The sequence below is a fragment of the Cerasicoccus arenae genome (assembly GCF_014651635.1).
Lineage (GTDB): Bacteria > Verrucomicrobiota > Verrucomicrobiia > Opitutales > Cerasicoccaceae > Cerasicoccus > Cerasicoccus arenae.
This window is the reverse complement of sequence record NZ_BMXG01000013.1, coordinates 1-12,164: the sequence shown is the minus strand read 5'-3', so window position 1 is coordinate 12,164 and position 12,164 is coordinate 1. Positions and strand designations below refer to the sequence as shown.

Genomic DNA, 12,164 nt, shown 5'->3' with positions numbered 1-12,164 from the left:
CTGTATGAGTTTTTCCCCTTTGAATGAAGCCCGCATCGCGGTTATTGGTTTGGGGTACGTGGGCTTGCCATTGGCGATCTGTCTAGCGCGCCATTTCAATGTGATTGGCTTTGACATCAGTGAGTCGCGAGTGACTCAACTGAAGTCGGGCTTGGATGTCACCGGTGAGGCCAGTCCTGAAGACCTGGAAAAGAGCACACTGGAGTTGACGACGGACGCCGCTCTCTTAACCAAGGTAGACGTTTTTATCGTTACGGTGCCGACTCCAATTGACGTCTATCGCCGTCCTGACCTGACCGCTGTTTGCGCCGCTAGTAAAATGGTGGGCCGACACATGAAAAATGGGGCCATCGTCGTTTATGAATCCACGGTCTATCCTGGTTTAACGGAGGAGGTTTGCGTACCGATTCTTACCGAAAGCAGTGGCTTGAAGTGGCGCGAAGGCTTTTTCGTAGGTTATTCGCCAGAGCGAATCAATCCTGGTGACCGTGAACATACGGTGGAAAAGATTACTAAAGTAGTGGCGGGAGATACTCCTGAGACACTTGATTATCTGGCCGAACTTTATGGGAGTGTGATCATTGCCGGAGTGCATCGCGCCGAAAGCATCAAGGTAGCAGAAGCCGCCAAGGTAATTGAAAACACCCAGCGTGATTTGAATATTGCCCTCATGAATGAACTGGCGGTGCTCTTTGACCGGTTGGAAATCCCCACCGACGCCGTGCTCCGCGCTGCCGGGTCCAAATGGAATTTCCTACCGTTCCAACCTGGCTTGGTGGGCGGTCATTGTATTGGCGTGGACCCGTATTACCTGACGCACAAGGCGCAAGAGGTCGGCTTGCATCCAGATTTGATTCTCGCCGGTCGGCGTATCAATGATCGGATGGGAGCATACATCGGGCAGCAAATTATTCATGGGTTGATCCAATCTGGCAGTATGGTGAAAGGTGCCCGCGTTTTGATCCTCGGCTGGACCTTTAAGGAAAATGTGCCCGATACCCGCAATACCCGCGTCGTCGATGTCTATCAGCATTTGACGCAGTTTGGCGTGCAACCAATCGTGTGCGATCCTTTGGCTGACCCCGAAGAAGTCATGGAGGAATATGGCGTGGAAATACTTTCAGATCTGCCGCCAGAAGGTGAATTTGATGGTATCCTTGCCGCCGTTCGTCACCGACATTTTTGTGAAACACTTAAACTCGATGCGTTGCGAGCTCGATGCTCACCTGAGCGGCCTAGCTTGATCGATGTGCGGGGCATGTTTGGACGCGACGAGGCGAAAGCTGCCGGGTTTGAATATTGGCGTTTGTAATCTGGAACTGGCCCAATGAGCGGCTAAAATGCATATCCATGAAGCGCGTGTTTGATTTCCTTTTTGCTGCGACGCTCCTGTTTGCATTATCGCCATTGCTGGTTCTTTTATGCATTTTAGTGCGTATTAAGTTGGGGAGCCCGATTTTTTTTATCCAGCCTCGACCGGGACTCAATGGCCACGTGTTTAACTTAATCAAATTCCGAACGATGACGGATGCATGCGACCAAATGGGTAATCCATTGTCCGATTCACAGCGGTTAACGTCGTTTGGACGCTGGTTGCGCGGTGTCAGTTTGGATGAGTTACCGGAACTTTGGAATATCTTACGTGGTGAAATGAGTTTTGTCGGGCCTCGCCCACTGCTCGTGCGTTACCTGGTGCGTTATACTCCAGAGCAGGCTCGCCGCCATGCCGTGCGTCCGGGAATTACTGGCTGGGCTCAAGTTAATGGCCGAAATGCTATTACGTGGGAGGAGCGTTTCCGTCTCGATGTCTGGTATGTCGATCATCGGAGCTTCATCCTTGATCTCAAAATTATTGCGATGACTCTTGGTAAAGTGCTGCGGCGTGAGGGCGTGTCACCCGCCGGAGCCGACACCATGCCAGAGTTTATGGGAGACCAACAATGAGTCATGATTCAACTTTTCGTCTGCATCACATTGGTTACCTCGTCGAGAATATCGATACGGCGCGTCAGCATTGGGTTGATGTTTATGGTTACGAATTGGACGGCGAAATCATCCACGATGCTGGCCAGCAGGCGTTGGTTTGTTTGTTGCGTCAACCGAGTGCCTCGCATTGGATTGAACTGATAAGCCCTGACTCTACCGACAGTCATTTACAGCGTGCTTTACAGCGCAAAGTATCGCTGCATCACGTGGCTTACGCAGTGGATAATTTCGACTCATCGATTCAGACACTTCGGTCTGGCGGATGTGTTCCGTTGGGGAAACCGGCAATCGGTGTTGCCTTTGGACGACGAATTATGTGGTTCCACGATCCCCTACGTGGACTCATTGAACTGATCTCACCCGGTCCTGGCTCTTATCAACTGAACCATTCGCTCGCCGACTAGCCCATCGATTCATCATGTCCACACCCTTACTCATTATTGGCGCTGGCGGTTTCGCCTTGGAGGCTATTTGGCTCGCTGAGGCCATGAATACCGTTAAATCGGCCGACTGGCACCTCGTTGGACTTGCCGATGACTCGGTTTCTGCTGGGGAAACAATAGGCGGCTTGCCTGTCCTCGGGACGCCCGATGTGGCAGCCCAGCAACTTCCGTCGGGTACGGCCTTTCATATTGCTATTGGAGATAATCGCGTGCGCTTGCGGTTGGCCGATGAACTAATTGCACTGGGCTTAACGCCAGCCTCACTCATCAGCCCAAAGGCGGAAATCGCTTCCGATGCCCAGATTGGACTCGGAAGCTTCATCGGCCACTTTGCCTCGATCGCACCTCAGACCGTTATCGGAGCGCAGGCGCTGATCAACGTTTCTGCGGTCGTGGGACACGAGGCTATCATCGGCGATGGCGCGCAGCTTTGTCCCGGCGTGGTGGTGACTGGGCGTTGCCGAGTCGGGCGTGGCGCATTTCTCGGCAGTAACGCAGTTCTCCAGCCCGGTGTGTCCATTGGCGATTACGCGTTGGTTTCCGCCAACACATTTGCTGCCAGCGATGTTGAGTCTGGTGTGACCTTGGCGACGATGCCCGGACGGCCTGTTTTTTCTCGGAAACGGCGTGACGAAAAACCTCGCGCTTGACAACGCCGCTGCCGACCTTCTGTTCAAATACCATGCAAGATAAACTTCGCGACCTCGTCATTGCCCAACTCAAGATTGATCCGAGCCAGTATTCGGATGACCTCGGTGCGGGCGACATTCCTGAATGGGATTCTCTTGCGCACATGAATCTCATCATGACGATCGAACGCGAGTTTCGCATCACCTTTGATGTCGCCGATGCCGTAGATCTGGAAACGGTGGGCGATTTTCAGGATGCGCTCAAACGCTATTCGGCACGCTAAGCCGATTGGCATTGGGTGGGAGGGGATTTTTACACAGTGACCCACTTGGCTTTGCATAAACTATCGGACATTATCGTCCAAGGCGCGCTTCATTGGCCAACACGTGAAGCAGTTGCTGACGCCAGTGGCTCGCTAACTTATGCCGAGCTGGCAGAGCAGTCCGCTCGTGTTGCGGCATGGCTTGTAGGGGAGGGGATACGACCGGGGGATCGCGTCGCTGTGCATTTGCCGAACAGTGTTCGCTTTGTGGTGGCACATTTCGGTGTCCAGTCGGCGGGAGCGGTTTCAGTGCCGTTGGACCCCGCGCTAACGCCTCCACAGGTGGCTGCTATTATAGCCAGCGCCGAGCCGAAATGTTCGTTGGATGCGAATTCGTCTTGGGGCGAAATTGAGGCCGCTACGCCGCTCGTTTCGCCAGTAAACTGTGCCGCTGATGATCTAGCAGCGCTCATGTTTACAACAGGCACGACGGGGCAACCTAAGGGCGTTATGCTGACCCATGCCAACATCTTCGCTGCGTTACGGAACATTGTAGATTTTATCGGTTATACTGAGCAAGACCGTGAAGTCATTACGCTGCCTCTATCGCACAATTTTGGTCTTGGGCATGTATATTGCAATCTGCTGGCCGGGGGGGCGGTTTATTTGGAACCTGGCTTGGCCCGCGTTGGCCGTGTATTGAAGGCAATAAAAGAGTTTGGCGCGACTGGTTTTCCGACTACGCCGCTTGGCATCGCTTTGTTGCTTGATCGTTATGGCGAAGCCTTTGCCGAACGTGCGCAAAGGCTACGGTTCATGGTTGTCAACTCAGCTCCACTTCCTCCAGAGCGCGCAGCGCAGCTTCAGGCCTTACTGCCGCAGCTTAATGTTTTGGTCTATTATGGGCTGACGGAGGCTTCGCGCTCGACGTTTATTTCGCTCACTCGCGAGGGTCCAGGGCGCTATCGTTCCGTGGGGCGTCCGATGAAGGACGTTGATCTTCAACTGGACGCCGATGGCCAAGTGCTAATTGGCGGGCCGACGGTGACGCCAGGCTATTGGCGTGATCTTGCCGCAACGGAATCCGCACTAAGCGCTGGCGTGCTGCATACTGGCGACTTGGGTCGTTTTGACGCCGATGGCTACCTCTACATTACTGGCCGAATTGACGACATCATTAATTTCGGCGGTTATAAAATCAACCCGCTCGCTGTTGAGCGTGTGTTGGAGCAATTCCCCGGTTTGTCTGAGTGCGCGGTGGTGGGCAGTGATTCGGTCGTCGCGTACTATGTCGCCGCTTCCGAGTTGGATGCAGATGCGCTCACGCAATATTGCCGCGGGCAATTGCAAGTCTACGAAACGCCCACGCAGTTTGTCCGCATCGACCATTTACCTCGAACTGAAAGCGGTAAGCTCAAGCGGAAAGTGCTTATTTCTGGTGGTGGTTGACGCTTGGTTTATTCGTCTTTCATCTTAGGCTATTGATTGTTCGTATGCTGCAAATTCGCCTACCTTTACCTCGTTTTGTTTCTGCTGGAGAAGTCTTCAGTGGCCCGGGATCATTGGGTGCGTTGCGAGCACTCGATGCATCCAAGGCGGCGGTGTTGGTTTCACCTTCGGTATTGACGAAGCATCGTGGTGCATTGGAGCGTGCGATTGGTGCGGAGGCGTTAATGCTGATCGAAATGCCACGCGGGGAACCGACGCTGGATGTCTTGACGCCTATCTTGGCGCAATTGGAAACATTTCAGCCGGACTGGATTATCGCGGTGGGTGGCGGATCGGTGATAGACGGTGCCAAGAGTGCCTGGGTGCTTTACGAGCATCCTGCCGTCGCGCGAGATCGATTATTCCGCATGGGCGGCGTGCCAACTTTGCGCGGCAAAGCAAAATTCGCTGCTGCACCAACGACCGCAGGGACTGGTTCGGAGGTGAGCTCGTCGGCGCTTTTAATTGATTCAGAAACCGGGACCAAGCGCGCTTTGATTTCGCATGAACTGTTGCCTGATGTCGTCGTGCTCGATCCGCAATTGGCCATTGGCTGTTCGCCTATGGTCATTGCGCATGCCGGGCTTGACGCACTGGCGCATGCAGTGGAGAGCTACGGATCGCGGCTGGAAAATACCTTGGCCGATGTGTTGGCCGAGAAGGCAGCGGCAGAAATTTTTTCAGCACTCCCTGATTATTGGCGTACACCGGACGATGAAGGACTTGCACAACGCTTGATGAATGCAGCACTGCTGGCTGGCTGGGTGCAAAATCAGAAGGTCCCCGGCATCGGTCACGCGATCGCACACCAGTTGGGATGTTATGGCGTCGCCCATGGACAGGCAACAGGCCAGTTGTTGGCTTCCGCGATTCGCTTTAATTGCGGGAATTCTGCGACACGTAGTAAATACGATGTTTTGGCGGCTGTGTTGGGCTTCAATAATTCCGCGGGCTTGATCGATCAGATTCAGGTGCTGGTGTCATTGCTAGAAGTAGAAGCGTTGCCGAACAAAATTCACACTAATTTGGGCCAGATTACCGTTGGCGCGTTGGAGGACCCATGTGCTCGAATGAATCCGCGAGATGTTGACGCTGCTGCCGTAGCCGAAGTGCTGGAGGCCAGTCGATGATCGACCAATTACTCCAAACGCCACCTTACTCATTGCCGGCTGATGAGCGAACAAAGCAGCTTTTAGCGGCGATGTATGAGGCTTATCAGCATCACTTTGACCACTGTGCTGCCTACCGTCGATTCTGTGAAGGCCGAGGGCTCGTCCGTTCGAGCGTCTTCCTGGATTTAGCTGATTTTCCTTATTTGCCAGTACAGGCATTCAAGGAGTCGGCTGACTTGTTGCGCTCGGTTTCGAACGATCAGGTGAAATCAACGTTGCAATCGTCAGCCACTAGTGGTCTGCCGAGCACGGTTGCGATCGACGCGATTACCGCGAAGCGCCAAGTTCGCGCATTGGCTGGTGTATTGAGCGCTGCGTTAGGCCCTAAGCGTCGTCCGGTGGCGGTGTTCGATGTCAACCCGCGTAGTGGTGGTGGCATGTTGGGAGCGCGTAGCGCCGCAGTGCAGGGCTTTCTTAATCTTGCCCGCGAGGTGGAATATGTCGTGGCACCCGAGCACGGTGTCCTAACTTTGCAACGCAAAGTTTTAGAGGAGCTAGCTGCACATTGGCGAAATTCTGAAGAGCCGGTTCTGTTATTTGGTTTCACTTATTTGCTTTATTCATTGGCGCTGGAGCCGCTAGCGGATGCGGGAGTCACCTTGCAATTGCCTGCTGGCTCGCATCTGGCTCATTTGGGTGGATGGAAGAAATTGGCTGATCGCGCAGTGTCTAAGGATGTATTTGCCGAGAAGGCGGCGAAGGTATTTGGGTTGCCGCCGGAGAACGTCGTGGATTTTTACGGCTTTACCGAACAAATGGGTGTGACTTATCCCGATGGTCCAACGGGCGATAAAACAGCCCCCGCTTTTGCCGAAGTGATTGTCCGCGATCCGCAAACGCTAATGCCCGCACCCGATGGCGAACCCGGCCTTCTCCAGTTTTTAACACCCCTTCCTCACAGTTACCCAGGTATCTCGGTGTTGACGGATGATATCGGGGTGATCACTGGCCGTGACCCCATTGGCGACTGGCAAGGGACGCGCTTTCGTGTGCTAGGACGCGCGAAGCAAGCGGAGGTTCGAGGCTGTGGCGATATTCTGGGCGATAAAGTCGCAGCAGCTCGAAAGCGGGTGGCTAAAGGGCAGGGCGATTTACGATTGTTATTTTCGTCGGAAGCTGCTCCGGCAACGCAGGCGCGCTGGGATGCGCCGTTGGCGATGGAATCATTGCCCAAAGTAGACTCTGTGGCTGACTTGGCTGAGCGACTACGCATCGGTCGTAGTCGTCTGGATGCTTATTCGGTGGATGACTTGATTGCACTGATTGCAGCCGTAGCGGAGCGTTGGGTCGCCCCGGATTCACCCTTGGCAGAGCTTCGCCAACAAGGCCTGATTTTCCTAAGCTCATGGTGTCAGCCAGAGCGTTTATCGCGGCTGGCAGACGATAGTTTACGCGGACATCGTAGCTATCTTGACGGGCCGCGCCCTGTCGGCGGTAACCGTGTGCGTCAGCTCGGGGCGCGACATCGTGGGCTAGTCGTTCATTGGCTTGCGGGCAATGTGCCAGTGCTTGGAATGCTTACGCTGGTGCAGTCTATTCTGGCACGTAATGCCAACTTACTGAAAGCCGCGAGCCGGTTTACGCGGGTGTTGCCGCTCTTGCTGGAATCATTCCGTGGGTTGGAGATTAAGACCCCCGGAGGGCGCACGTTATTGGGAGATGACCTGCTTGCTTCCCTTGCGATCGTTTACTGTGATCGAGATGATCGTGTGTCAGCAGAAGCGATTTCACGCGAAGCCGATGTGCGTTTGGCTTGGGGAGGGCGTGAAGCGGTGGAAGCGGTGTCTACTTTGCCTCGCAAAGTGAGCGCCGAAGATATTATCTTTGGGCCGAAGTTATCCTTTATGGTGATTGGTCGTTCGGCACTGGCAACCGAGCGCGCCTTTCAACGACTTGCCCGCCGTGCGGCGACAGATGTATGCGTGTTCGAACAGACGGGATGCGCCTCACCACATACAGTATTTATTGAGCGTGACGGGGTATTTTCGGCAGAAGACTTTGCCACGAAATTAGCCGCTGAATTAGATCAGGCGCTGGTGCGCTTTCCATCGCCCCCGATCAGCGCAGACGACGCTTCACGCGTGGAAGCACGTCGTATCCGTGGCGAATTGACTGGTCGCGTATGGCGTTCGGCTGGAGTCGCATGGACAGTGATCCTTGATGATGCCGGTGCGGAGTTGGCACCCCCTTGCTATGGTCGTGTGATTACCATAAGGGCGATTGATCAGGCGGAAAATGTGTTGCCGCTAATCAATGATAGTATTCAGACGGTGGGGCTGGCTCTATCGGGTGAGCAGCGGCTCGACTTTGCGCGCCGAGCCGCTCAACGCGGTGCCGAGCGTTTCCCCGATATTGGACGAATGACGCTGTTTGAAGCGCCTTGGGACGGATTGTTCCCGCTGGATCGATTGGTTAAGTGGTATACGCTGGGCGGACCAATGTAAGCTATTGAGGGGCGTCTTGTAATACCCGCGGTTTGATTGCCTTTGCGGGATGGCCCACAGCAACCATCCATGGAGCAATGTCATTTACGACGACCGCTCGTGCTCCAACCACGGCCCCATCTCCTATGGTGACGTCTGGGCCCACAAAAACACCAGCGCAAATCCAAGCATCTTGGCCAATCGTGATCGGTGGCATCAAGAGGGGCATTGTTTTGTCTGTGTAGTCGTGAGTGCCGCTACAGAGGTGAGCGCATTGGGAAATAGTGGCTCGCTGACCGATCTTGACGAGGCCGTGATTATCCACGAACACGCCTTCACCCAATGCAGCGAAATCTCCGATCTCAAGATTCCAGGGATAGGAAATGACGGCTGCCGGATGAATACGTACGTCGCGGCCAATACGCGCGCCGTGGCAGCGTAGGATTACGGAGCGCAGTTTGAAAAGAGGGACTGGAGTCAGGCGGAACAGAACACGCCCGCATTCCCATAATCCCCGTCGAACAATGTATCTGCATGTGTGTTTCCGCCCTGCACGATTACCTTGAATGTCGAGCTGGCTCATTATATTTCCCGTAGGCTACAGTTGTGCCTGCACGGGGGCTTGGGGCGGGGTCAGAGTCAACTCGGCTAAATCAGTGAGGATTTCCTGCATGATGGGTAGGTCCCAGATCTCGTCAATTGGCTGATTGCTGTTGATTCGGACGAAGAATTGTTCGCGCTGCTGATGAAGCCCATACGTAAAGAGCGTTTTGATGGGGTCCCAGCGATCCCATTGACCTGCACGTGAGCGGTTGACGTAAATTTCGTCACCCAATACATGCCAATAGGCAACGTACTGAGTGTGACTGTTCTTTTCCAAAGTGCGTATTTCGGCGGGATAAAGTGGCTGCTCGCCCAATCGGCAAGGCACGGAGTATTCGCTTTCGCCCTCGATCATTGTCCAACCGCTGCGTACCCAGCAGACGTCGGGTGTGTGGGACTGAACAAGGCGCACGGGCATCATCTTCGGTTCCCAATAGGCGACATAGACCCCGATCTGTGTTTTTCCACGCACATATGTCCGGTAGACTGCTTGTGAGAAATTCAGAATACCTTCTACTGTTTCCTCCATTGCCTCGGTTTCGGCTAAGGGCTGGTCTTCAATCTCCCAGCCATCATATTGCGATAATAGGCGTTGCTGGAGCTCCCCGCTCATCGTCTTTGGCGGAGTATAGAAAAACGCGGTGTATGCGAGGGCAATAAAGCTGCCCGTTGCAATGATGGCACCGAAGATTAAAAAGATTTTGCGCATGAGAAAAAATGTGTCTGCGAATTCGTCGTATAACGCGAGAAGTCGCTGTAAATAGAGATGACATTATCGGTCATCCGTTCCAAACTTTCAACCGAAAGTTTCGTTTCATGAGCCCATCCCGCATATTCCTATCCTCTCCCGACATGACGCCCACTGAGCGTGAGGCCTTGCTTGCTGCGTTTGATTCAGGATGGATTGCGCCGGTCGGGCCGCACTTGAAGCAGTTTGAGGAGGCCTTGTGCGCCGTCACAGGCGTCGAGCACGCTGTGGCGCTGTCCTCCGGTACCGCTGCACTGCATTTGGCTCTACTTGAGGCAGGTGTTGGCTTGGGTGACCGTGTTTACTGCTCGACCTTGACCTTTATTGCCTCAGTGAACGCAATCCGTTACTGTGGGGCAGAGCCAGTGTTTATCGACAGCGAGGCCCAGAGTTGGCAGATCGATCCAGATATTCTCGCCGAAATGCTGAAGCGTGATGCCGCACGTGGGCAATTGCCCAAGGCAGTACAGGTGGTCGATGTCTATGGACAGTGCGCCAACTGGGATGCGATTATCCCGCTTTGTGAACGTTATGGTGTGTCCGTGGTGGAAGACGCCTCCGAGGCATTGGGGGCAACTTACCAAGGGCGAGGTGCCGGTTCATTTGGCCGAGCTGCGGCCTTGTCGTTTAATGGCAATAAAATCGTGACGACTTCGGGGGGCGGGGCTCTTTTGACCAATGACCCAAAAATCGCCGAGCATGCGCGCCATTTGGCGACCCAGGCGCGCGCACCAGTCCGTGAATACCTTCACCATGAGGTTGGTTACAATTATCGGATGAGCAATTTGCTGGCGGGGCTGGGACTGGCGCAGGTGTCTCGTTTGGATTCGATGATCAACCGCCGTCGCGCGATATTTGACCGTTACTTTGATGAACTGGGGAATGCGCCAGGAGTTGATTTCATGCCTGAGGCAACTTGGGGCCGATGCAACCGCTGGCTGACATGCCTAACGCTCGGTAAGGCGGCCGCGTGCACCTCAACTGAAATGATTGACGCCTTGGAAGCGGAAAATATCGAAGCTCGACCCGTTTGGCAACCAATGCATCGCCAACCTGCTTGTGCAGGCTATGAAACGCTGAACCGCGGCGTTGCAGATCGATTGTTTGAGACTGGTGTTTGCTTACCCAGTGGCAGCAGCTTGAGTGCTGAACAGCAAGGCAGAGTTATCGCAGTTGCGCGAGAACGTCTCTCTTGATCTACCTGTTTAATTAAAGGGTGGGTGCCCTTTTCAGAGACAACGACTTCGAGCAATGCAGCATGTGGAGTAGGCTCGAATGGGATCACCTTCAGTGCGGGGAGGCAGTTACGCTTTCGTTTGTCCAAGGTGGAGCTTGGTGTCCCGACCGGGCAAGCCCTGCCTCACCGCCAAAAGGATGGAATAGCCCGGTTGGGACACCGGGTTCCACCATTGGGAGTGACGACTATGATAGAGCTTATTGCCCTAATTCATGTCGGTGAATTTAGCTTTGAGATCGAAGTTATGCCTATTTTTTATTGGCTTTTTTTAACTTCTTCTCTTCGCGTTTTTCTTTCGGCGTTTTAGCCGGCTTCTTTTTGTCGGTTTTTTTAGCGTCCTGTCCTTTAGCCATATTTGTCTTCTTTGTTTTGGGTAATTAAAAAAAAGCATCTTTTACGCATGATGAATACCAGCGCATGGTTAGCCAAATTCATTGTGTGACTACGACTGCTGCTTCGGGCGCTTTGAAAGCCTTGCTGTAGTAGCCAGATGGGTCGAAGCAGCAAACTCTCTTTTTTCCCTCAGAAAGCATCGCACAAGCATCGTTGATTCTTTTTGTGCGAGTCCGAGATTGTTTAGCTGATTCAATCCAGTGAATCCAGTCTATCCGAGCGATTGTCGTCGTCTTGTTCCAAACCTTATGAGCTTCAGGCACAGTTGAAAGAGCTTCTTGAAGATCAAGTGGAACTTCAGGCTCGGGTTCCTTCTCCATGGAGAATATTTCGAAGGTGACTATTTCGCCAATATCAAGGCATGCTGCTTTCTGGAGATTTTCATCTATCTTTAGCCAATGGCTGAGCTGACCATCCGGTTCGAGTGTCGCCTGAAATGGGTGTCCGTGTATTTTTCCTTCCACTGTCGTTCTTCCTCGTCTCGGCAGATTTTCACTAATCTTCTTTGGCAAAACCACGAATGCCCATGAATCATTGTCTCCTGTCTTTGCTGGACGAAGGAGAGCCGCTTCAAATTTATGTATTTGGTTTTTCTTAGCCATTTGTTGTGCACTCCTTTTAGTGTCGACCAAGAGAATATCGCAATATTGGACGGAATCGGTCTTGGCTATGCCGACTTCCATGAGAAGGCATTTCAAGTTTAAGTTTCAAAATTTCAATTTTGGGTGTTCATCCCTTGGTGTGTTGGGGCTTTGTGCTGAGGTTGGTCTTCCGGTTTG

General features: G+C 53.4%; 12 protein-coding genes. 9 read left to right on the top strand and 3 right to left on the bottom strand.

All coding sequences use genetic code 11. The annotated features are described in order from the left end of the window. Nucleotides 1–4: 4 nt before the first annotated feature. Genes IE065_RS11205 through IE065_RS11170 form a run of 8 tightly spaced genes read left to right on the top strand, consistent with a single transcriptional unit; the run spans nt 5 to nt 8,425 of the window. Complete coding sequence (locus IE065_RS11205) at nt 5–1,312, top strand: nucleotide sugar dehydrogenase (protein ID WP_189515060.1); 1,308 nt, start codon at nt 5–7, stop codon at nt 1,310–1,312. A gap of 38 nt (nt 1,313–1,350) precedes the next feature. Beyond that, a complete protein-coding gene (locus tag IE065_RS11200) occupies nt 1,351–1,944 on the top strand; it encodes a sugar transferase (protein ID WP_189515050.1) in 594 nt (197 codons plus the stop codon). Next, nucleotides 1,941–2,390: a VOC family protein gene (locus tag IE065_RS11195; protein ID WP_189515048.1), complete on the top strand. Its 450-nt coding sequence runs from the start codon at nt 1,941–1,943 to the stop codon at nt 2,388–2,390. Before IE065_RS11200 ends, IE065_RS11195 begins: the two co-directional genes overlap by 4 nt. 14 nt (nt 2,391–2,404) lie before the next feature. Continuing rightward, nucleotides 2,405–3,079 carry an acetyltransferase gene (locus IE065_RS11190; RefSeq protein WP_189515046.1) on the top strand — a complete coding sequence of 225 codons (675 nt, stop codon included), beginning with the start codon at nt 2,405–2,407 and terminating at the stop codon, nt 3,077–3,079. A gap of 32 nt (nt 3,080–3,111) precedes the next feature. Then, nucleotides 3,112–3,342 carry an acyl carrier protein gene (locus tag IE065_RS11185; RefSeq protein WP_189515044.1) on the top strand — a complete coding sequence of 77 codons (231 nt, stop codon included), beginning with the start codon at nt 3,112–3,114 and terminating at the stop codon, nt 3,340–3,342. A gap of 45 nt (nt 3,343–3,387) precedes the next feature. Next, nucleotides 3,388–4,770 carry a class I adenylate-forming enzyme family protein gene (locus tag IE065_RS11180; RefSeq protein WP_189515042.1) on the top strand — a complete coding sequence of 461 codons (1,383 nt, stop codon included), beginning with the start codon at nt 3,388–3,390 and terminating at the stop codon, nt 4,768–4,770. A 44-nt stretch (nt 4,771–4,814) separates the two neighbouring features. Next, complete coding sequence (locus IE065_RS11175) at nt 4,815–5,939, top strand: iron-containing alcohol dehydrogenase (RefSeq protein ID WP_189515040.1); 1,125 nt, start codon at nt 4,815–4,817, stop codon at nt 5,937–5,939. Then, nucleotides 5,936–8,425, top strand: coding sequence for a LuxE/PaaK family acyltransferase (locus IE065_RS11170; protein ID WP_189515038.1), 2,490 nt, complete (start codon nt 5,936–5,938; stop codon nt 8,423–8,425). Before IE065_RS11175 ends, IE065_RS11170 begins: the two co-directional genes overlap by 4 nt. Before the next feature lies 1 nt (nt 8,426). Here the strand turns inward: IE065_RS11170 and IE065_RS18270 are convergent, their stop codons facing one another. Next, a complete protein-coding gene (locus IE065_RS18270; RefSeq protein ID WP_189515036.1) occupies nt 8,427–8,987 on the bottom strand; it encodes an LbetaH domain-containing protein in 561 nt (186 codons plus the stop codon). A gap of 15 nt (nt 8,988–9,002) precedes the next feature. Further along, nucleotides 9,003–9,716 (bottom strand): exosortase-associated EpsI family protein, encoded by a 714-nt coding sequence (locus tag IE065_RS11160; protein ID WP_189515034.1) that lies wholly within the window; start codon nt 9,714–9,716, stop codon nt 9,003–9,005. Between the two features lie 107 nt (nt 9,717–9,823). Here IE065_RS11160 and IE065_RS11155 point away from each other — a divergent pair, with 107 nt between their 5' ends. Further along, on the top strand, nt 9,824–10,951 hold the full coding sequence (locus IE065_RS11155) for an aminotransferase class I/II-fold pyridoxal phosphate-dependent enzyme (protein ID WP_189515032.1): 1,128 nt from the start codon (nt 9,824–9,826) through the stop codon (nt 10,949–10,951). A gap of 472 nt (nt 10,952–11,423) precedes the next feature. Here the strand turns inward: IE065_RS11155 and IE065_RS11150 are convergent, their stop codons facing one another. After that, the gene (locus IE065_RS11150; protein ID WP_189515030.1) at nt 11,424–11,987 is read right to left on the bottom strand and encodes a YdeI/OmpD-associated family protein; all 564 of its coding nucleotides are present in this window, start codon (nt 11,985–11,987) and stop codon (nt 11,424–11,426) included. Between the last annotated feature and the right edge of the window lie 177 nt (nt 11,988–12,164).

What these genes read in the sequence shown, in the direction of transcription:
- IE065_RS11205 (WP_189515060.1), top strand. Translation starts at nt 5, where the DNA reads ATGAGTTTTTCCCCTTTGAATGAAGCCCGCATCGCGGTTATTGGTTTG.
- IE065_RS11200 (WP_189515050.1), top strand. Translation starts at nt 1,351, where the DNA reads ATGAAGCGCGTGTTTGATTTCCTTTTTGCTGCGACGCTCCTGTTTGCA.
- IE065_RS11195 (WP_189515048.1), top strand. Translation starts at nt 1,941, where the DNA reads ATGAGTCATGATTCAACTTTTCGTCTGCATCACATTGGTTACCTCGTC.
- IE065_RS11190 (WP_189515046.1), top strand. Translation starts at nt 2,405, where the DNA reads ATGTCCACACCCTTACTCATTATTGGCGCTGGCGGTTTCGCCTTGGAG.
- IE065_RS11185 (WP_189515044.1), top strand. Translation starts at nt 3,112, where the DNA reads ATGCAAGATAAACTTCGCGACCTCGTCATTGCCCAACTCAAGATTGAT.
- IE065_RS11175 (WP_189515040.1), top strand. Translation starts at nt 4,815, where the DNA reads ATGCTGCAAATTCGCCTACCTTTACCTCGTTTTGTTTCTGCTGGAGAA.
- IE065_RS11170 (WP_189515038.1), top strand. Translation starts at nt 5,936, where the DNA reads ATGATCGACCAATTACTCCAAACGCCACCTTACTCATTGCCGGCTGAT.
- IE065_RS18270 (WP_189515036.1), bottom strand. Translation starts at nt 8,987, where the DNA reads ATGAGCCAGCTCGACATTCAAGGTAATCGTGCAGGGCGGAAACACACA.
- IE065_RS11160 (WP_189515034.1), bottom strand. Translation starts at nt 9,716, where the DNA reads ATGCGCAAAATCTTTTTAATCTTCGGTGCCATCATTGCAACGGGCAGC.
- IE065_RS11155 (WP_189515032.1), top strand. Translation starts at nt 9,824, where the DNA reads ATGAGCCCATCCCGCATATTCCTATCCTCTCCCGACATGACGCCCACT.
- IE065_RS11150 (WP_189515030.1), bottom strand. Translation starts at nt 11,987, where the DNA reads ATGGCTAAGAAAAACCAAATACATAAATTTGAAGCGGCTCTCCTTCGT.